Consider the following 21,397-nt stretch of genomic DNA (forward strand, 5'->3'; position numbering starts at 1 on the left):
GCTTTTGATTAGGCATAATGACTATTTATTCGTAGCTTAATACATAGTTTGCTACAGAGCTTATGCTACCTGAAGTCGCTGCACCTGTTGATTCTGCTTGAGCAGATAAAATAATAGTCGTTTCAGATGCTTTCAGATTTTGTTCTAAAACATCACCTGGTTTGATTGTTTTTCCTGCATTATCAAAGAATGCAACAGCAACGTTATCTGCACTACCTGCGTTTGCCCATAATGTGGTTTTAGCTGCATCTGGTTGGCCATTAAATGCAATTTTAACTTTAGAGTACGGAGAACCCGAGGTGCCCGAATCTAATTGGCAATCTTGTAATTTTAATTCAAACGTATTTAATGGACCAGTTTTACCCACAGTCGATAAATTAGCTACTGAAATACTGCCTAATTGAACTTCTTTATTAATATCAGAAGGAGCAATTGTACAAGCACCGCTATTTACAGTGCCTTTAAACGTAATTTTACCAGAACCTGCATCCGCAGCCATTGCAGAAATAGAAGTCGTCGTTAATGCTAAGCATAATGCAATTAATGTTTTATTCATTTTGTCTACCTTATATTAAAGAGTAATTTAATTAAAAATTTTTATCTGTTGTGAGGAACGGAAAAAATATTACCCATAAAACTCTTACGTAGATATACATAAAGTATGTATTTAGCCTGTAGAATGCAACCAAATAAGATTAAGCTAATTAATTGATATATATATGAAAATATAAAAATAATTATTTCCATTATATTTTATAACCAATAAAAAAAACCAACAAACCAATACAAAAACCTAAAATAAACTAAATTATTAAAATTTAACCACGGAAAAGTAAAAAACACACCAATACTCATCTTGTGAGTATTGCTATGGTTTAATATATCATTTCTACGCATAATTAGAGTTTATTAGATATTTACTTACATTCACTCGCAAGTTTGTAATACATTTATAGGAAAAATAGTGCCAATCGAGGAAGACTATTCACAAAAAATTGTTTTATATGCACTTTGCTTCAATAAAAAAAATCATATATTATTATTTTCCTTCCCTAGGTTTATTAAACAAGTCCAACAAATAAGAATAATCTATAAATCAATAAATTAGCATTTTTTCCTTCACCCTATTGGGCATATCAACGGTATTATTATTCCTACTCGTTTAGATAAACCAATAAGGGATGGATGATGGAACAAAAACAATATTCTAATAAATGGCAAAAGCGCTTTGATTTTTTTAATACCCACGGAGCACCTAACACACCTGAGTTCAAAGCCGCGTTAAAAGCAGAGTCTTTCGGTGGGCGACTTCTGATAAACATGAACTTTTTTGCCTTTTTCTTTGGCATTATTTATTTTTTAATTTTAGGTTTATGGAAAAAAGGTTTAGTCCTGTTAGGTATTTCCATTGCCTTAGGTCTGGTGCTTAATATTATTGATTTTATGATTGGTGGCACCATCCCTAATGGAGCATACACAGGGCTATCTGTCGGTATTTCCGCACTTTGGGCGATGATTGCGAACTACGCTTATTATATAAAAGAAACCAAAGGGCTAGATGGCTGGAACCCATTTGAAGGGATCCGTATGGTATAAATAAGTTTTACCCATTATTTAAATTGCTTAGCCTAGAAATACTTTTTAGGCTAAGCACCTTCAGCAAAGCCTTATTAAATTCATCACTCACATTTAGCTTTACTCCACTGTAATGTGAATACCTATCTACATAATGACAAAAATCTCCGCTTTATCTTTATCAATGAACGTTGATAGAAGAAGACCCCCCAATACACTCACATAATGAGTAATGCAAGGGGTATTGTTTCACTATACTATATAAACATAAGTTTTTATTTTAATAATAATGAATATTATTACAAAAAAAATCACAATATCATTTTTTATTTAAATCTATTGTGATACAAAAATATTCAAATACAATAAGAGTAAATAATTTAATAAAAAATAAAATAAAAACCATTCATAAGAACAATCAATAAAAACCGCCCCTTAAATATAAAAGCCAAAATTAAGGAATACCTTATATCCATATAAGATAAGAATGGTCATAATTTCATAAAAACATGGCTTTACCAAACAGGAATAATGAGAGAAATATCAAAATGAAAAAGAAAACCACTACATATTACATCAGCCAATTAGTGGGGAAATGCTTACAGGAGTACAGGCTTGAACTAGGAATCAGTGGTAATAGCATTGCAGCTAAGCTAGGGATCAGTCAACAGCAATTATCTCGTTATGAACGAGGTGAAAATGCCCTCACTGTCGATGTTTTATTTAAATTTATTCTTATTCTTGGTATTAACTTCCCAGAATTTTATCATCGGTTATTCTATATTATTAGCCGCCATCCAAAGTTATCCCGCTACATATCAAATTTAGATGGTTTTGGTTGGGGACTAGATGACTTAAAAGACTATTATCAGTCAACAATTGTTTAACTTTTAGAAAAATAATCATTGTTCAATTTATATTTTATATTATGATGGAAATCATGGAGTTTGCCTATAATCATTGAGAATAGCGCCATGACTAATTCCTCTTCAACCGCATTTTCGCGAATAACACGTACCTCAGGGCGCACTAATAGTATATTAACGGTAGCTCTTCCTCTCCTGTTTATTCTCATTGCAACTCTAGTTTGGAGTGCAGAACGAATTGTTCAACAAGAAACTAAGCGGCTCGAGGTAGATTTTAGTACACTTATTGGCTATATACTTGAACAAGAAAAATTTTTAATTGCACTAAACCATCAAAATCAAGACTTATCAGAGCTAGTTGAAAGCCGAACTTTCTCAATAAATTACCAAACGCCCCCTAAAAAATGGCCTTTACGATTACTGGAAGGTAAAGAATCGATTGTTGCGATGCCATTCACCTTAGGGTGTAATGAAAGTTTAGAGTGCTCCCAAGTACCGAGCATACTCTTTTCACTTGGCGCATATTTAGCAGATTTTTATTCTACATTTTGGGGAGGATCATATTACCCAGCGGCTGCTGTATTCTTTATTAATGAACATGACCATATAAGTATCAGCGTTCCTTCCGTTGGTACAATTATGGGAAATGAATCAATATCCCCTGAATTATTCCATGCGGTCACTGACAGTATTCGCATCAACCTTCCCTCAATCAAAAAGCAGCTTGAAGATGCACAAAAAAATCATGAAAAAGATACTGTTATTTGGATAAGACAATCCGATTCTACAAATAATCTTATCGGTGTGATCCCAGCTGGTTTCGATACACATTTGTGGAAAAATGCGCAATTATCACCTAAAGATATTTATACAGTTTCTTTACTAAGCCAAGTCAGAATTAGCGTTTTTGAAAAAATACTAAACCCAACACTGACGCATCAATTTTGGTTAACTCATAATGAATTTGGCCAACTATTAGGCGATACAAAAATACCAAATGATACTAATGAAGGACTTTCTTATACCAAAGATGGCCTTGTACTTAAATTAGCCTCTAAAAACGAAGAATGGAATGGGTATTACAGAATTAGCTACGCGGCATTTTTTGAAGATAATATGTGGTTACCCATTAGTCTTATAACAGCTCTTTTCTTTAGCTTTTTTTGTGGTTGGGGCTACCACCGTTGGTATCAACGGAAAATTCTACAACCCGCCGTTAAGTCCCAACAAATCATTTTAGACAACGAAGCTTTTAATCAGACACTTATTGCCACTACGCCTATTGGCCTATGTGTTATTGATAGGGAAACTCAGCAACTGCGTTTCGCGAATGAACTTGCACAATATTGGCTTAAAATCTCCGACCTCGCTCAGCCTCATAACTCTAATGAATATCAAGAACTTCTCAGGCATGTTATTACCAAGAAAAAAGATGTCAAAACAACACTAAAATCAGGAGATCACGTTCTATATATCGTGAGTACAGCAACAAATTATCAGCAACGTTCTGTCATTTTATGTGCATTTACGGATATAACGATACAGGCAGAAACTGAGAAGCAGTTAGATGATGCTAAACGGTTAGCAGAAGAGGCCAACCGAGCTAAATCGTCATTTTTAGCAACGATGAGCCATGAAATTCGAACGCCACTTTATGGACTGATTGGTACGTTAGAATTACTTTCTAATACCGCATTATCTTCTCAACAAATTAATTTTATTAATCGCATGTCCACAACATCACAATTATTAATGCAGTTAATCGGAGATATTCTAGATATCAGTAAAATCGAAGCTAACCAGATTCAAATTCAAAATCAACCATTCGATCTTTTAGAATTAATACAACAAACAGTTCAATTATATCAAGGCTTAGCACAACAAAAAGAGCTAGCCCTCTTTACGATTATAGACCCTAGCATTCAACCCAATAGAGTTGGAGATACTGCAAGACTACAGCAAATTATTGGGAACTTACTCAGTAATGCGATTAAATTTACGCAAAAAGGTAGCATTATTGTCGAACTTAAAACAAGCACTAATGACAACATATTAATTCGCGTTATTGACTCTGGTGTTGGTATTAATTTAGAGCAACAAAAAAAACTATTTGAACCCTTTTATCAAGCACACTCAGAACCTCATACATACGGAGGTACAGGCCTAGGCTTATTTATTTGCTCAAATCTAGTCAAATTAATGGATGGACAAATAAGTTTGCAAAGTAAACTTGGGCATGGGAGTTCTTTTCTTATAACTCTGCCTCTTAAGCTTGGAAAACAAGAGGCTATTTGGGCTGATTTAACCAATACACACATTTGGATTCAAACCGTCAATCCATTACTCACCAAAAACCTCGCTCAATGGTTTAAAAAATGGGGAGCTACCGTTTATTTATCACAAAATAGCTTACCAGAGGATACCTCATCTATTATCGCAGTTGGTGTACTAATAGAGCAGGTTTCTTTACCTGAAAATTGGGCAGGAAGAACATGGTTCGTCTCTGAAAACCATTTCAGATTACTCGAACTCAACCAGCAATTATTTTTATTAAAAACGAATAAACACTTAACAACCTCATTAATATGTCCAATCCCCCGTGCTCAGGCACAAATTGACCTATTCCCATTAAAAGTATTAATTGCGGAAGATAACCCAATTAACCAAGTCGTTCTTCAAGAACAGCTTGAACGACTTGGTTGTCACGTTTTTACAGCCAGTGATGGTGAGGAAGCTTTAGTCATTTGGGATAATGAAGTCGTTGATATTATTCTTACAGACGTCAATATGCCATATCGCAACGGTTATGAACTCGCAAAACAACTGCGCCTTGAAGGGGAAACCTGCCCAATCATCGGTGTAACTGCAAACGGCCTAAAAGAAGAGGAAGAGCGTTGTCTACAAGCAGGAATGGATGCTTGGATTGTAAAACCAATAGAATCAGAAACTTTAATTCATCTTTTTAATCGCTTTTTTCCTATCTACCATTCCTCTTTTTCTGAAGATGAAGTAATCAGAGCCATTAATCCACTTCATGGCTCTGATAAGAAAAATGTTATTTTACAATTTAGCACTGACATTCAAGCTTTAAACCAAGCTATAGATAACCAAGATATTGAAATAGCAAAGCAGCTCTCACATCGACTGCGCGGAGCATTAATTACGGTAGAAGAGCACGAGCTTGCTAATAAACTTTTAAAATTTGAAAAATCATTAAATTTAGAGACGACAAATTCAAGTAAGTTTGACCTGAGTATTTACCATGATTTAATAACTTGGCTCAACAAACTTAATCAAACAGATGGTGAGTCACACAGTAGCTAATTAAAGCCTGATTATTATCAACACCTAATTTACGCATCGCCGCATTTTTTTGTAAGCTAATTGTTTTATCACTTCGATTTAATAGCTTAGCAATTTCAACAATGGGTTTGCCTTGTACAAATAGTCGTAATACCTCTAACTCACGAGGTGATAACGTTTTTACGCGTTCATCAAGGGTTGTCGCATTACGGCTTTTTAATGTTGTGGTTAAATCAGCAACTGGCCTGCGGTATTCTTGCCCCTGCCCCGCTAGCTTTATTGCTTTCATCAAATCCTGCAAAGGGGCCTCTTTTGAAACAACAGCACTTACCCCACGGTCATACAACATCTGTATGAGCATGGGGTTAGAAACCATTGTTAAAACGACTAAAGCGATGCTTGGATACTTACGACGTAAAAACTGAATATAATTTTGGCCGTCACTTGATAGTGTATTATTTGGCATCATATAGTCAGTCACAATAACATCAACAGTGTTGTGTTTTAAAAAAGTAAATAGTTCCGAGTCTTGGGTAAAAGCCCCCATAACAGATAAATTTGATGATTGTGATAAAGTATCTTTCAATCCAGAGAGAACAATTGGATGATCATCAACTAAAACTAATGATAGCTTTTTCATCGATATTACTCGTTATCAGGGTGGTTATAATTGAATATACCACCGTTTATAGAAAGTCAAATTACGAATATCATTTCAAATAAATATTTTAAACTTTAAAACTGCCTATTTTATTTTTATAAATAAAAACAAGTAATTATAGTTTCAGTAAGACACAACAACCCGGATTGTTTTTGAAAATGGCCCTGAACTTATCGTACTCCCTGGGACTTTATTTAAAATCGCCGTATAAGGAACACTTACTGATGATTGAGGTAAAATTTCACCAATCGCATAATTTTGGTTGTAATTTATTTCGGTTGAACCACTTTGTAACATCGTTTGCAACCCATTTCCCATATCAAGATATTTATTACCCAAAATAGTATTATTATTTGGTTCAAAACGAACGGATACATTTAAGCCAGTTGTACAATCAGGGGGAACGGCCATCATTAAATGAAAAGGTCGGCTGATTGAATCCCCCGCGTCCATTTGCTTTGGTGAAACTGTATCAAACTCAATACTACCACCGTGCGATACGGACAAATTAATCGCTGGGGTTGGGCAAAGTAGTGTTAAATTACCGACAATATGAGCATAGACGGGTACCCCAAGGTACTTTGCTTGGTAATCTTCATGATAGCCGAGCATAAAATTCCCCGTATCAAATGGCTTTAAAGCATTAGCGCCCTTATTAACCGCAAAGTTATACATTATCCCAATATTCGTTGTAACACCTACGGCAGGTTGACTCCAGTATCCTAAATCAATATTAGGTACACTTGGGTTTGTAATTGTCGCCGTTATACCGCCACCAATTGCACTTCTTTGCGTCACAGTTACGCCACTATTAATTAAAAGCGACTTTATCTCTGGAGGCATGGCATTTTTAAAATAAACATGATTAGGTGTAGCTACCGACCCTGTAAAATCACATGAAAATGAGATAAAAGAAGATGCTGCAGATGCTAATAATGCTCCAGTCGCTATTGTCGAATTACTATTCGTAATTTCGAATGTGATGTCTTGCTGTATATAATCAGGCCCTGAGTTTACTCGGCAATTTGATACCGCTGCCGACACATTAAAACTGAGAAATATAAAACCGAATACAATAAATGACACTATTTTTTTAAAATAGAACATAGAACCCTCTTATTCTTTTTCTGCATTAAGCACACATGATGTATTACGGCATGAATAGGTTAATAATTTAGGGGAACCATAATCATCAATATATGTTACAACTATTTCAGATGTATTCTTTTGTTTATCAGATAAAAAATAATTTGTATTACTATTCGGTTTAATGATTATTTCTTCAAAATTAGCAACCTTATTTTTATTATCATTAATATTGATCACAACTACATGATAAGCCGTCGGGTTTACCAGTTTTAATGTGCTCCCCATTTTTTCAATTTTAAGCTCTTTTTGCCAATTATTATCTGCATACTTAGTTATTCCCTTTGGGCGATAAAACAACTTAAAGCGAGACTGAATGACAATTTCAACTGCATTCTCTAATTGGCTTTTAGGTGGAATACCAAGTACATTAAAATAAAATAATGATTCTTTATCATTAGGAATATTGAGGCTATTCTTTGATGTGCTGATCCTAATTTGTTTCTTTTGGTTCGCTTCAATACGTTGTAATACAGGTAAAGCCACTAAAGGATCTGTAATTTTCTTACCTTTTTCATCTTCAACCCAAGACTGAACTAAGAATGGATCTTTACTATCTGTATTTTCAACAACGACACTAACGCCCTTACTATTTTCATCATAAATAACGCGAGTTCGGTCAACGGAAATTGATGCATGTGTATATGTGCTTACTAAAAGTAATGCACTCATTATTAATTTTAAATTTTTCATAATCTTCTACTATTTATAACAATTTATATTTTGAACATTAGTGTTATCTAGCACAATTCGGCAAGACTGACTTCCATTCCATTTAACAATTAATTTTTGATTCAGTTGAATACCAGCCAAATAAACTTCACCTTGTTCAGCAATCATACCCAATACTTTCTCACCATCAGAATCATAAACTAGTGCACCAAATGGCGGTGTTTTTCCATCAGGGAAACTAATTGTTAATAGTGCTTTCTCTCCCATAATAGTGTTTAGTTTTGAATATCCAACCGCACCATCTGTCAGTGTTGATTCAACAACGCTATCATCGATACTGACATTTGCTGGTATATTATTTAAATCTACATACTGAGTTGATCTGTAATAGGTTGGCACGTTGCTGATCGCAGCTAAGCCAAACCTATTAGTTATTGATTCATTTTTATTAATAGACACATCTTTTGCTTTATCTGTATCTATTACCAATCGTGCCTGATTTTCGTAAACTCGACGATGTAAAACAGGCCCTTGACTTGTCAATGTTAAAGAACCATCTAATGAGCCACTCGCTGTATGGTAATCATTGCTATAAGCCCCAGTAAACTGAGCTGTGCCATATTGAGTATCACGATATAATGATGTATTAATGGCGGCATTCTCGAAAAAGTCTCTACTCGACAAACCAATATTTACATTATTACCATTCATTTTGGTGTAATAACTCACATTATTGCTATACTTCTTATCTCGGTCATTATAAGAAGCAAAGTATTGTAATCTAGAATCTCGTTCCCCTCCCAAAGGAAGGCTTAAAGACAGATAAGCTTGTTTAGAACGTTTTCCTTTTAAATAACTACTTTCACCAATTGAAAAAGATAAAAGTGCATTGTTGATATAGTCATTTTTAATCGTTTTATTAAAAGATAAATTTAATGTGTCATTACTTTTAGATTCATCCCAATAGCTTTCTCTTGAATAACTCAAACTGACATCTGCATTCCAATTAGGGACTTGTTGAGTAAAAGATGTTGTAAATACATTCTTTTGTCGATAATAATTTCCAGAAGGATTGCCTTTAGTATCAATATAATTATTGACTGACATAAAACCTTCATTAGAAAATTGGTACCCTGTCAAATCAAGACGACTTGTGTTGGAAAAACGTTTAGCATAATTAATTCGATAGCTCTCTCCTGTATGCGAAGCAGCATCTTTCAATTGGTTTCTAGATTGCGTAATATCAAATGACATCGCACCTAAACGTTCCATATTTAACCCAACACCCACACTATAGGCATTATATTCATTATCAGAAGTTGCAAATAACCCGCCAAATGCAGATAAGTTATTTAAAATTCCCCACGAAAACTCAGTTGAGATAAAATCATTTTTAACATTCTTATATCCCATAGGATCGAGCTGACCCGCGTTTAATTTATACTGAACCATACCTGGTCGCGTTAAGAATGGAATGCTTGTCGAAGATATCTGGTACTCTCTAATAGAGCCATCCTCTTCTGTTACCTTAACATCTAATGTACCTGATAAAGAGGAACTTAAATTATCAATCGAAAATGGCCCGGGAGCGACTTTAACTTGGTTTAATATCCGTCCATTTTGCGATACTGTCACTGTCGCATTACTTGTTGCTATTCCTGAAACATTCGGAGCATACCCCCTTAATGAGGCAGGTAACATGTTATCATCTGTGAAAATACTAACTCCATTAAAACGAACAGAGTCAAATAACTGGTTAGCTGTATAATATTTTCCAGCAAAAAATTTAGCTGATAAACTCGGTAAATCAGTAAAAAGGTATGTTTGAACCCATTTGAAATTATCATTCTGGTTATCGTTAAAATCTTTCAAGAACTGATAATTACTGCGTAGTCTCCATCGCCCAATATTGGCACCTACAGAACCGAATGAGCTCAAGTTATTCGTACTTTCAGTATTTTTATACTTAAAGTAATTTTCGATGATATTGTAATCAAAAACTAATGCATTAATACCGACCTCACGTTGCATTGGAGGAACCCAATTATCATCCGCATACAAAAAATAAGCTTGTGGTATTGATAATGCTAGCTCTTGTTTTTCATCATCAAATCTTGATGTAATATTTTTATCCTGTGATGATAAATCATAACATTGGCCATCTTGCCATGTAGGAGTTTCATTGATGAAATTTTCTTTTAAACCAATAATCTCCACTAATTTTTGTGAAATACAAGGTTGAACTATCCCTTCTTTATTCAAGAAATCAATTTTATCAAAAAAATTAACTCGTTTTCCATTTACAGAAACATTTGAAAAATAAGCACCTTCAACAACTCCATTTTTTTCAAAGGCGCTTAAGTCAATATCTGAATCACCAGAAATAGACAAAGCATCCTGATTAAATTGGACTGAGTCTGCATTAACATAGTTTGAATAAAAAAATAGGCTAGATATTAAGCTAGCTACTATGTTTTTTTTAAAATTATCCATTTTCATTAGCCGGAATATTCTGTGATTAATATATTTATTACTTTCTTATTTATAAACAGCCGAAAACGCTGTGAAATATTATTTTCACATAGCATAATCGGCATATTAATAACTAAATAGAAAATTTACTTATAGCAATTAAATACTACAATATACTTATTGATAATCTAGGACGTAAGCGACTGTTGATTTCACTGAACCTGCTGTTGCCGCACCTAATGCTTGCATACGCGCAGATAAATTAATCGTATTAGAACCCGCATTTAAATTTTGAGTAATAATATCACCTGTTTTTAAGTCAGTACCATTACCATTCTGGAATAAAATACCGACATTCTGCGCTGTACCGCTGTTTGCCCATAAAGCACCAGCTGCATCCATTTGACCTGTGAACTTAACAGTGACTTTAGAGTAATCTGTACCGCTTGCTGATGGGTCTAACACACAGTCAGCCAGTTCAAGGGTAAAATCAACATTAGGACCTTGCGCACCCGCTGTTTTTAAAGAAACAGCTGGCACAGAACCTAACTGAACTTCTTTATTAACTGATGATGGTGCGATAGTACAAGCACCTGAGTTAACTGTACCGTTAAATTCAATAGTACCGCTTCCAAGATCTGCAGCAAATGAAGTTGATGCAGCAGTGAATGTTAAAGCAATAATTGAAGAGGCTAAAAGCGTCTTTTTCATTTTTAAATCCTTATTTCATAATATAATTGTTACACAAAGAAGTTTCTTCGTGTGAGATAACAGCGATATCTGCAATAACAAATATCGCTAATTAGATTCATATGTTGTCTTTGCTTATTAAGTTTAAGTCCCCGAGAACATGTGCAATAGATTATTATTTAATGGAAATAATAAATATAAGGGAACCCTTAAAAAACCTAATGGCTATAACTCATTAATTAATAACTATTTTTATCTTCTGGAGGTAAATTACTATTTAAATCATCACTATTTAGCCATGAATGATCTATAGACTCAAAGGAAGATATATCCTCAAAAAAGTAATGAATACTTACTTTCAAAAAATTTGCAATAATAACTAAAGAATCAATATCAATTCGGTTAACGCCTCGCTCATATCGAGAGAATTGCTGCTGACTGACATGTAAGTATGCTGCCAATTCTGTTCCTGTAAGCCCATGTTCTTTTCTTAATCTTTTTATTTTACTCCCTACTATTTTAGCAACGGGGTACTTAGGCATTATTTCCCTTCCATTATTAAAGTCACATCTAAAAATCTAATCCAATACAAATACAACACTAACGAGTGGGCAAATAGTAATTAAACCAAATAAAAATAACAAACCGATGCCCGAGTAAACTTCCACTTCAATTCATCAGTTTAATTTAATGATTATTATTTTTTTTGATCTTTATTATTTGTTTTTCAGTCTTTATGTTCAATTCTGCAAAACAATCATGAATAAACATATCTTTTTTCAGGTAAACTCAATGGATAAATACAGTGAATTATAACCCTTAAGTCAAAAATACAATTTTTTACACTATACAAGTGTTATTGCCTCAATCGATTAACAAATAACGCCGTGAAAAAACAAAACAATTCATTAACATTTATAGGGGGGAGTAATTTAGAAATAGTCGTTATTGACTTATATACAAAAATAGCAGCAAAACTGATTAGTTGCAGGAAACTACCTCGTTTTACCCCCCTAAGTGAAAAAGATATAATGAGATAAATTGTATTGCTGGATTAAATATTATGTCGATTATTGATCTCTGGGCTGAACGCCATATTCAGGAATCCTTACATAAAGGGGAATTGTCACAACTTAATGGCGAAGGCAAACCGCTGCATCTTGAAGATGATAGTTTAGTTCCTCCTGAGTTAAGAGCTGGATATCGCTTATTAAAGAATTCGGGGTATTTGCCTGCTGAGTTGCAGCAAAGAAAGGATGCGCTAACACTTAGCCATCTACTTCAAGGGCTATCAGTTGATGATCCAAATTATGTCAATGTGAGTAAGCAGCTCTCACTACTTGAATTAAAATTGAGACAAGCTGGCGTCAATACTGATTTTTTACAAGGTGAGTATTCGCAGGCGATTTCGACACACATGGCACAGACTGATAAATAACTTTAACGGGATATTGTTGCTTGTGTTCGGTATTCAAGCGGGGTTTTGCCATAGTATTTTTTAAATGCATGGCTAAATGCAGAGTGAGAATCATAGCCAACACTGAGGCCTATCGTTTCTATACTGCTGTTGGTGAGCAATAAGCTCCCCGCGGCTTCCATCCTTTTTTGTTGAATAAATTGCATCGCTGTTAAATCTGTTTCGGCCTTAATTCTTCGTTGTAATGTACTGACTGACATGCAAAAAGCCAATGCCATATCTTCACAACTAATGGGTAAATGTAGCCGGGTTTCAACCCACTGGGAAACCCCATCAATCCACTGACTTTCGGGTTTTAATTGCGCCAACAGTAAACGCGCCACCGCAAAATTATTTTCAGGTGCTTGGGGAAAGCTTTGTAACCAATGAAGCAAACCCATTGCTGAGGGCGTAAGTGCAAATTGGGTCATTTTTTCGTCTAGCGCCCACTGTGCAGTGGCTGGCATTTCCAGAACGTAGTTTTGATTACCATCTTGGCCACTAAACGCATGGTTCACACTTGGCGGGATCACGATGCCCTTTCCTGCATCTAATTGAAAATGCTGCCGATACATATTGATTTCCATTTGCCCAGATAACGACAATACGACTTGCCACTGCCCATCGTGTTGATGAGAAATGACCTCGTCAGAATATTGTCGAAAATGCAGCTCAGGTAATCGCAAAGGAAACACTCCCACTGATACAGATAGTCAGAGTATAACCTTTTTACCTATAAATGGCAGTGATGCCAATATGGCATCACTTGAGAATTCAAATAAATATAATGAAAAGTTATATCAAATTAAATGCTCTAAATAGTTCGTGCTGTAGCAAGGCGGCAAACACAGTTATCCCTAGGAACATACATAAGTATGTGACTAGGGTAACTTTGTGCAGCCAACACCGCTACAGTGCGAAATATGACGAGCATTAAGCGAGTAAAGCGCCATTCGGAAGTGGCAAATTAAATTCAGCAAGAACAATTGCCCCCGCTTCATCTGGTGCCCCTGTGATTAACACTTCGGACTTAATCCCTGCTATACGTTTTACTTCAAAGTTACAAACACAAAGAACACGTTTGCCGATTAGGCTTTCAGGGGTGTAATTGACGGTAATTTGTGCGCTTGAGCGTTTGATGCCCAGTTCACCTAGGTCAACTTCCATCACGTACGCGGGTTTCTTGGCTTTGCTGTTTAGCTCTGCACTGATAATGGTACCTACACGCATTTCAACACGGGTAAAATCATCCCACTCAATAATTTGCATACTCTTCATTCCTAAACTAAATCACTATTGGTCACTAAATTAGCATAGGACTCGCAGAAAACATTATCGCCAAACAATCATTTTTTATTGCAAAAAACTCAGTAACCTCAGATGATTTGCAAAAAATAGCCCTCAACAAAAAATGATTGAGGGCAAATAATGAACGAGATAAAGAACAAAATAAAATAAGGCCTACATCGTTGAGAAGGTATTCATGATAATCCCACCAGAAATAATTAACCCCATCGCGAATACCGCAGGGAAATCTGGTTTTTGTTTATATAAAATCATGGAAACTAATGTCACACCGACAATACCAAACCCACACCATAATGAATAAGCCACTCCGACAGGGATATACCCCATTGCGCGGGTCAATGCGAAATAACATAAACAATAGGCGATGATCACTAAAATAGACGGGCCCAGCTTACTAAAGCTATTAGTCTTTTTGATCATTGAAGTTCCCGTTATTTCAGAACCAATCGAAAGTGCTAGCCATAAAAACCCAGTAAACATAATCTTTCCCCTTAAATTTTAATTAATGAACAGCTTTATTATTGGTGGATAATAATGACTCTTGCGTTTCTTTCTTTGGTTCTTCGGCTTCTTCTTCATCCGCTCCCATTTTGGAGAACAGATTCATGATCACAATGCCACTTGCGATAACAGCCATGCCAATCATTGCTGCCGTATCAGGGTGTTGCCCATAAAATAGCATACCAAGTGTGGATACCATAAGGATCCCAGTACCGGACCATGTTGCATAAGCTAAGCCTACAGGGATATATTTAACTGCTCGGGAAAGTGAGTAATAACAGATAACATACAATACAACGATCAGCGCTAATAATAAGGATTTTGTGGTGCCTTCACTATTATCGAACATTTTCAATGTAGAGGTTGCTGAGGTTTCTGAAATAATAACCGCTAGCATCCAAAGCCATGATTTTGCTTTAGGGGACATAGATAATACTCCTACAATAAATAGACAAATTAGATTTAATTAATTTTGATATTTTATTTCTTTAAAGACTTTAAATAATCGGTAGCTGAATCCGTTAATTTATTATCATTCGCAATATACCCTCCAGGGTTTTTCATTACTTCATTTAAAGTAATATAGCGACGTTCGTAGTGGTTATTTTCAGGCTTTATTTTTTGATTAAATTTATTCTCTAAAAATTTATTTTCTATTTCATTGAATGTATTGAATTGCACACCCAATGAAATAAGCTTCGTCATATTCTCTTTAATCAAACTGTTATAGTGTTTATTTTTATCTAAACCTAAAATTTGGTTGATTTCACTTTCAGGGCAACAATGGTGTTTTAATGCCAATACAGGGATATTTTGTGCAAGGGCATGCAAAACCAGCTGGCTTTCCTCACTGGTAAACAAGCCATTTGCCACTTCCCCAACCACTTTGGCATCAATAAAAGGCAAAAATACGCTGTGATAACGCCCTAATGCATTTAGCTGCAACGTATTTTTATCTAACATTATTCCCAACGCTGCCCATTGCCCAAAATGCGGTGTTGAGGGCATTAAATTCGTGGCGTAGAGTGAAAAAGAAATCGATGAAAATTGCATTAGTCTTTGGTAAATCGCCTGTTGGTAGCCCTCGACTGGGGATAACACCACAAGAACGCGTTGATTTAGCTGCCGTACAATTTGTTCAACTATCTGTTCAATTTGCTTTTCGTTCACCTTGCCACCATCCCTTAACCAACAATAAATACGCTGTCATTATTACGCAGACCCGCAGCGTTGGCCTCGTCAGTATCAATATGAAATTCAAGGGAAAACCTCTCATCTATACGGACAACAACTTCATCAAACACTAAGCGGCGCTCACCTTCCGTGCGAATATTAACCTTTTGCCCATTCACCACGTTTAACGCTCTGGCGTCCATCGTGTTCATATGAATATGTCGCTGCGCACAAATCACTTGAGATTCAAGGTTTGCATGCCCTGCTGGGCCAATTAATAATGCGCTGCCAGAATCCGTTAAATCCCCTGACTCCCTCACTGGCGCTTTAATTCCTAAGGCAAAGCAATCCGCTTTTGAAACCTCTAACTGGCTTTTTGGGCGCACAGGGCCTAACACTCTGACTTTGCTGATTGAGCCTTTTGGCCCAACCACCATCACGCACTCTTTCGCCGCAAACTGCCCAAGTTGCTTGAGATCCTTAAACGGCGTGAGTTGATATCCTTGACCAAATAAGGCTTCAACATCCTGTTGCGAAAGGTGCACATGGCGGTTAGAAACGCCCACAGGGATAGCAATCGCAGGTTGCATTCCACTTGCAGGGTTGTAAGTTGAAAGGCGAGATAAAATTTTGCCCATCAATTGCTCATTTATCATGATTTTTTACCTTTACGCAGGTCATTTTTAGGCTCTTTAACGCTATTTTCCGTTACCTCTGGCTCAGCTTTTTCCTCAGTAACCAAATTTTCTTTTGGTTTTTCAGCTTGTTCGGCGCTTTTTGCTAACTCACCCTTTTTGCTTTTTACTGTTAATAATTTGGTAATCACACTTTCTTCAGGGCGCGCAATCACCAGCGAGCCTACACATAATTGGCTATTGCTGATTACGGCAATACCGTGATCGACGGCGGTACGTACTGCACTGATTTCCCCTTGAAAACAAACGGAAACTAAACCAGAACCAATTTTCCGATAACCGACAATCTCAACACTCGCGGCTTTACACGCCGCATCCGCAGCCTGTATTGCGGATGTCAGTCCCCGCGTTTCAATCACACCTAAACTTTTCATCTGTCTCTCCTACTTAGTGACGAACCAGTCGAATATCAAAATCAAACTGTTTAAAGAACGCTTCCAATTGGTCAAGCTCTTCTGCGCTATAAGTTGGGTCTTGCTTCACTGGGTAAATCATGTCCAGTTTGTCGTATTTACCGCGTCCCAACTGGTGATAAGGTAGAATATCGATACGTTTTACATTGCCGCGTTTGGCTAATTCCATCGCGTATTCAATGGCACCCGTGATGGCATCGTACGAATCGTTATACCCACGAACCAAAGGCATCCGCACCACTACGTTTGCACCTAATTCAATAAGCCTTTCAAGATTTTGGCGTACATTCTCGTTACCAATACCAAAGATACTTTTATGCTGTGCGCTATCGATGTGTTTGATGTCATACAAAAACAAATCAACAACTTGGGCGAGCTTTTCATAGTTAGCTAATGATGTTGTCCCTTGGGTTTCTACCGCAGTATTGATCATCATTTTTTTGCATTCACGCAGCAGCTCAACCGCGAAATCGGTTTGCAGGCTCATTTCCCCGCCACCAATCGTGACGCCACCACCAGAAGAAATATAAAAATCATAATCTTGCATAATGATTTCCATCATTTCTGCAACCGTGACATCTTTGCCCATAATGTCTAATGCGCCGCCAATGCACACCTCTTCACACTTACGGCAACCAATACAATCAATGCTGCGATTAACACGGTGAATCTGTTCACCCTGCTCATTGGTTGTTTTGTAATGAATACCCGTTGGGCAAACATCCACGCACTTACCGCAATTGACGCATTTATCGTGGGAAAACATCACTTGAAATTGGCTACTTAACCCTTCAGGGTTCGCACACCACGGACAACGAATATTGCACCCTTTAAGGAAGATCAGCGTGCGAATACCATCGCCGTCATAAATGGAATATTTTTGGATATTAAATATCCGACCTTTAATATCTGCCGCGCTCATCATTGCACCTCAAAACATGACAAAACTTATTGTTTTTATTCTGAAATGGCAGGTATGTCGCCATACCTGCCGATATCGATTTAGAATTTCTCAATCACGGTACGGCTAATAATTTCATCTTGAACTTCTTTACAGAGTTCGACGAAGTAAGCACTGTAACCTGCGACTCGAACGATTAAATCACGATATTTTTCAGGCTCTTGCTGTGCTTTTTTCAGCATTTCATTATCAACATAACTAAATTGCATTTGGCCATTACCTAAAATTGAAGCCGTTCTGAGTAAGGTAATTAAGCCGTGGCGGCCTTCTGGTGTATCCAGCAAGCCTTTTAAGAACTTGAAGTTATGCACCATACCGATGTTCATTGTTTCCACATTCATCTTACTGATGGATTTAATGATGGCGGTTGGGCCTTGTTTGTCTGCACCTTGCGTTGGGCTGATACCATCGGATAATGGCATCCACGCCAAGCGGCCATTGGCACTCGCGGCAGTCAATTCCCCGATTGGGGTATTATTCGAAATCGACAAAGTCCCGTGGCTGAATGTGGAGTACAACATGTCGTATTTACGGCACTCACGCTCTGTCCACTCCGTAATATCCAGCGCATATTGGTCAACATAGTTGTCATCGTTACCGAATTTCGGCGCATTTAAGCAGTCACGGCGCAGTTCGTCATAGCCTTCAAAGTTAGCTAATAGGCCATCACGCACTTGCTCAAGGGTGTAACGTTTATCTTCATAAACCAATTTACGAATAGCAGCGAGGGAATCGACATAAGTTGCAAGGCCAGAGAAAATCAAACCTGGGCCGTGGTTTACCATCGCACCACCTGCCGCAACGTCTTTACCTTTTTCCATACAGCCTTCCACCAGCAAGGACATTAATGGTTTTGGCGCAACATCACGGTGTACACGCTGGCTAATCACCGTACCGACCGCAGATAAACGGACAATATGGGCGATTTGTTGTTTCACAGCACGGTCAAAGTCTTCGAAAGTTCTCAAATCACGCAGGTCACCGGTATCTAAACCTTGGTAACTATCAAACAACACCATACGACCACGGTTTAGTACAAACTCAATGGCAATTGGCCACTGGGTATAACCTGTTGATGTCCATTGATAAATTCGGCCTGATTTTTGTGGTTCAACGCAGCCCATCAAGCAGTAGTCACGCGCATCTTCAAAATCGAAGCCTTTACGCAGCATCATTTTTATATGGGAATCATCGAAGTGGCAGGCAGGGAAGCCCATACCGGCTTTAACCACATCAACAATTTTTTCCATGTATTTCTGTGGTGATTGGTTATGGATACGGCAAGCCAGCGATGGCTGATACACTTTAACAAAGCGCACTGCGTCCATAATTAAGTAGGTCAGGTCATTACACGCATCACCGCCTGAGCGTTTTTGCCCGCCCACCGTTAAGTTGATAAACGGCTGGTAACCCGCAAAATATTTTGCTCCTAACTCACTGGACATCCACATTAATTCAGCACATTTGATGATAAACGCCTGCATCATTTCCAGTGCTTGCTCTTGTGTTATGCGGCCTGTTTTGATGTCGTTTTCGTACATCGGCAAGCAATATTGGTCGAGGCGCCCTAAAGAAAGACCTGTTTGGTTTTCTTCGATTTCAAACAGGGATTCCACCGTCCAAATGCTTTGTAATGCTTCTTGCAAGGTCACTGGTGGATTAGCCGGTACGTTTTCATTCACTTGCGCAATAGTCAGTAACTCTTCACGGCGTTTTGCATCCGTTTCTTGTGCGGCTAATTCACGTGCATGCTCTGCGATGCGATGTGCGTAAGCCACAACACCTTCGCAAGTTTCAATAGACGCTTTATAGAAATAGATGCGGTCAATATCGTCTGGGTTTTCCATGCTGAGCTCGGCCAGTTTCGCCTGTGCATCTGCCTTAATCCCATTCATCCCTTTAGTGAATAACAAGACATCGTAGCCTGGGCAAGTATCGCCACCACCGTTGATTTGGTGATAGGACAAATCACTGACAAACGTTTCGCCACTAAATTCCCACACACCTGCCTCACGGTATTGCGCCTCACAGATTTCATCTAATGAGCGGCCTTCCCAGAACGGTGCAATATCTTCACGAATGACTTTTTTGTCTTCTTCAGAGATAACAAACGGGTCTTGTGGGCGTGTGCTCATGGTGTCGAGTTCTTCGACCACCCAGCGCCATGCAATATCAGGTGAGAACGCACCAGCACGGGGCTTGCCACATGGATGTCCAACAATTAACTCTTCGGGTTGAATTAAGATTGGTGCAGTTTCACATGCGCGGCGAAATGCTTTTGCACGCAGTAAAATCGGCGGTAAACCAGGGTTATTTTTGACAACGTCAGTAAAAGCTAAAGCGCGGTAAATAGAAACACTTGGGCGTGCTTCCAAGTAGCGGTTACGCAGGCGTTGTAAACGCGGAGTCAGCCCTTCCATGACTTTGAATTCGGTCTCAGCTTGTGCAGACGGTGCAACATAGCTGGCATTCGGTGCAGAATATTGCGGTTGCGTGCTTACTTGGCCACAATATAAACGAACTTTTAACCCATTATTGACGGCCATGATATTTTCATGAGCCGATAACATCATATCCGATAATTCGTTAATGCATACGCGAGGGTCGGTTAAATATACACCACCTTTTAATGCATCAAACATTGGGTAGCCATCCACCATTTTTGTCGAGCGCACTTCAGAAAGCTCCGCCAATTTCAGCCATAAACTTTCAACCACTTCATACGCTTGGGCTGGTGTTAAACGGCCTTGCTCGATGTCCCGTTGGTAGAACGGATAAACCGCTTTGTCGAAGCCCATTGGGTTAACTGCATAGCTGCCATTTTCCAGATGTAAAATAAGCTGCAATAAATAGAACGCTTGGCAAGCCTCTTTAAAGGTTTGTGCAGGTTTGGCTGGGACATTACGTAAAGTCGCTGCGCTTTCTTGCAGTTCTAAACGGCGATATTGGTTTGATTCCACCGCTGCCATGCTTTCCGCTTTTGACGCGAGGGATTGTGCAAAATGAATTGCTGCATCACAGGCATAAATTGCAGCGCGGCAGTTATTTGCCTCATCAATGCTATTGCGGCTGACTGCGCTACCAATATTTCTAACTCGGTTTTCCAATTGGGATTTAATTTCTAAAAAACCAATGTTTAGTACAGCTAAATAGTCAGGAGCGTCAACGGTGGTATCTCCTGCTAAGAAAGTGTAAATGCTGTTGCTGTTAATTTCGTTTTCAGTGAAAAAAATCGCACCACGCGGTGTGGAGGATTGGCTACCAATAATCAATTCATCTTGCGCGATAAACGCAGGGAAATGGCGAATAAATTCATAAAAACGTTGGGCAGGTTTAATTGCCTGCGGTGCACCCGAAAGCTGGTTTTCCAGTGCTTCTAAAATGTTGGCTCGTTCAGTAATAATTGAGCTATTGCGGGCACTTAAGCGTTCAGCCAGCATTTTTACGCGTGGGGTCAGAGCATATTTAGTCATGTTAGCCTATCCTGATGTTCGTTTTAGTTTGT

20 protein-coding genes are annotated in these 21,397 nt (G+C 37.7%); 4 read left to right on the forward strand and 16 right to left on the reverse strand.

Annotation, left to right across the window (positions count from 1 at the left end):
• Positions 1 to 25: 25 nt before the first annotated feature.
• On the reverse strand, positions 26 to 556 hold the full coding sequence (locus tag ABWP91_RS06705) for a fimbrial protein (RefSeq protein WP_353242603.1): 531 nt from the start codon (positions 554 to 556) through the stop codon (positions 26 to 28).
• A gap of 632 nt (positions 557 to 1,188) precedes the next feature.
• Between ABWP91_RS06705 and ABWP91_RS06710 the strand changes: the two genes are divergently transcribed.
• The 3 genes from ABWP91_RS06710 to ABWP91_RS06720 all read left to right on the forward strand — a co-directional run bounded on the left by ABWP91_RS06710 (position 1,189) and on the right by ABWP91_RS06720 (position 5,765).
• On the forward strand, positions 1,189 to 1,596 hold the full coding sequence (locus ABWP91_RS06710) for a DUF2628 domain-containing protein (RefSeq protein ID WP_353242604.1): 408 nt from the start codon (positions 1,189 to 1,191) through the stop codon (positions 1,594 to 1,596).
• A gap of 527 nt (positions 1,597 to 2,123) precedes the next feature.
• Positions 2,124 to 2,462, forward strand: coding sequence for a helix-turn-helix domain-containing protein (locus ABWP91_RS06715; RefSeq protein ID WP_353242605.1), 339 nt, complete (start codon positions 2,124 to 2,126; stop codon positions 2,460 to 2,462).
• An 87-nt stretch (positions 2,463 to 2,549) separates the two neighbouring features.
• The gene (locus tag ABWP91_RS06720) at positions 2,550 to 5,765 is read left to right on the forward strand and encodes an ATP-binding protein (RefSeq protein ID WP_353242606.1); all 3,216 of its coding nucleotides are present in this window, start codon (positions 2,550 to 2,552) and stop codon (positions 5,763 to 5,765) included.
• Here the strand turns inward: ABWP91_RS06720 and ABWP91_RS06725 are convergent.
• The 6 genes from ABWP91_RS06725 to ABWP91_RS06750 form a co-directional block, all read right to left on the reverse strand.
• On the reverse strand, positions 5,731 to 6,384 hold the full coding sequence (locus ABWP91_RS06725) for a response regulator (RefSeq protein ID WP_353242607.1): 654 nt from the start codon (positions 6,382 to 6,384) through the stop codon (positions 5,731 to 5,733). The two genes, ABWP91_RS06720 and ABWP91_RS06725, sit on opposite strands and share 35 nt — an antisense overlap.
• Before the next feature lie 144 nt (positions 6,385 to 6,528).
• Positions 6,529 to 7,512, reverse strand: coding sequence for a fimbrial protein (locus ABWP91_RS06730; protein WP_353242608.1), 984 nt, complete (start codon positions 7,510 to 7,512; stop codon positions 6,529 to 6,531).
• A 9-nt stretch (positions 7,513 to 7,521) separates the two neighbouring features.
• Positions 7,522 to 8,244 carry a fimbrial biogenesis chaperone gene (locus ABWP91_RS06735; protein WP_353242609.1) on the reverse strand — a complete coding sequence of 241 codons (723 nt, stop codon included), beginning with the start codon at positions 8,242 to 8,244 and terminating at the stop codon, positions 7,522 to 7,524.
• Positions 8,245 to 8,253: 9 nt separating this feature from the next.
• Positions 8,254 to 10,722, reverse strand: coding sequence for a fimbria/pilus outer membrane usher protein (locus ABWP91_RS06740; RefSeq protein WP_353242610.1), 2,469 nt, complete (start codon positions 10,720 to 10,722; stop codon positions 8,254 to 8,256).
• Positions 10,723 to 10,872: 150 nt separating this feature from the next.
• The gene (locus ABWP91_RS06745) at positions 10,873 to 11,406 is read right to left on the reverse strand and encodes a fimbrial protein (protein ID WP_353242611.1); all 534 of its coding nucleotides are present in this window, start codon (positions 11,404 to 11,406) and stop codon (positions 10,873 to 10,875) included.
• Positions 11,407 to 11,624: 218 nt separating this feature from the next.
• Entirely contained in the window at positions 11,625 to 11,927 is a 303-nt protein-coding gene (locus ABWP91_RS06750) for a helix-turn-helix domain-containing protein (protein WP_353242612.1), read from the reverse strand.
• 521 nt (positions 11,928 to 12,448) lie between these two features.
• Between ABWP91_RS06750 and ABWP91_RS06755 the strand changes: the two genes are divergently transcribed.
• Entirely contained in the window at positions 12,449 to 12,823 is a 375-nt protein-coding gene (locus ABWP91_RS06755) for a DnaJ family domain-containing protein (protein WP_353242613.1), read from the forward strand.
• A 2-nt stretch (positions 12,824 to 12,825) separates the two neighbouring features.
• On the opposite strand, the gene ABWP91_RS06760 is transcribed toward ABWP91_RS06755, so the two are convergent.
• The 9 genes from ABWP91_RS06760 to cutC all read right to left on the reverse strand — a co-directional run bounded on the left by ABWP91_RS06760 (position 12,826) and on the right by cutC (position 21,365).
• Entirely contained in the window at positions 12,826 to 13,527 is a 702-nt protein-coding gene (locus ABWP91_RS06760; protein ID WP_353242614.1) for a helix-turn-helix transcriptional regulator, read from the reverse strand.
• Positions 13,528 to 13,774: 247 nt separating this feature from the next.
• Positions 13,775 to 14,110 carry a tRNA-binding protein gene (locus ABWP91_RS06765; protein WP_353242615.1) on the reverse strand — a complete coding sequence of 112 codons (336 nt, stop codon included), beginning with the start codon at positions 14,108 to 14,110 and terminating at the stop codon, positions 13,775 to 13,777.
• Between the two features lie 192 nt (positions 14,111 to 14,302).
• Positions 14,303 to 14,629: a DMT family transporter gene (locus tag ABWP91_RS06770; protein WP_206083448.1), complete on the reverse strand. Its 327-nt coding sequence runs from the start codon at positions 14,627 to 14,629 to the stop codon at positions 14,303 to 14,305.
• A gap of 22 nt (positions 14,630 to 14,651) precedes the next feature.
• A complete protein-coding gene (locus tag ABWP91_RS06775; protein ID WP_353242616.1) occupies positions 14,652 to 15,077 on the reverse strand; it encodes a DMT family transporter in 426 nt (141 codons plus the stop codon).
• 53 nt (positions 15,078 to 15,130) lie between these two features.
• Positions 15,131 to 15,820 (reverse strand): hypothetical protein, encoded by a 690-nt coding sequence (locus ABWP91_RS06780; RefSeq protein ID WP_353242617.1) that lies wholly within the window; start codon positions 15,818 to 15,820, stop codon positions 15,131 to 15,133.
• A 14-nt stretch (positions 15,821 to 15,834) separates the two neighbouring features.
• Positions 15,835 to 16,479 carry a phosphate propanoyltransferase gene (locus tag ABWP91_RS06785; RefSeq protein WP_353242618.1) on the reverse strand — a complete coding sequence of 215 codons (645 nt, stop codon included), beginning with the start codon at positions 16,477 to 16,479 and terminating at the stop codon, positions 15,835 to 15,837.
• Positions 16,476 to 16,892, reverse strand: a complete 417-nt coding sequence (locus tag ABWP91_RS06790; RefSeq protein ID WP_353242619.1) for a BMC domain-containing protein — start codon at positions 16,890 to 16,892, stop codon at positions 16,476 to 16,478. Before ABWP91_RS06790 ends, ABWP91_RS06785 begins: the two co-directional genes overlap by 4 nt.
• Before the next feature lie 13 nt (positions 16,893 to 16,905).
• Positions 16,906 to 17,856, reverse strand: a complete 951-nt coding sequence (gene cutD / locus ABWP91_RS06795) for a choline TMA-lyase-activating enzyme (protein ID WP_219244683.1) — start codon at positions 17,854 to 17,856, stop codon at positions 16,906 to 16,908.
• A 77-nt stretch (positions 17,857 to 17,933) separates the two neighbouring features.
• Entirely contained in the window at positions 17,934 to 21,365 is a 3,432-nt protein-coding gene (gene cutC, locus ABWP91_RS06800) for a choline trimethylamine-lyase (RefSeq protein WP_353242620.1), read from the reverse strand.
• Positions 21,366 to 21,397 lie beyond the last annotated feature (32 nt).

It is taken from the genome of Providencia sp., assembly GCF_040396775.1.
In the GTDB taxonomy this organism is placed as follows: Bacteria; Pseudomonadota; Gammaproteobacteria; order Enterobacterales; family Enterobacteriaceae; genus Providencia.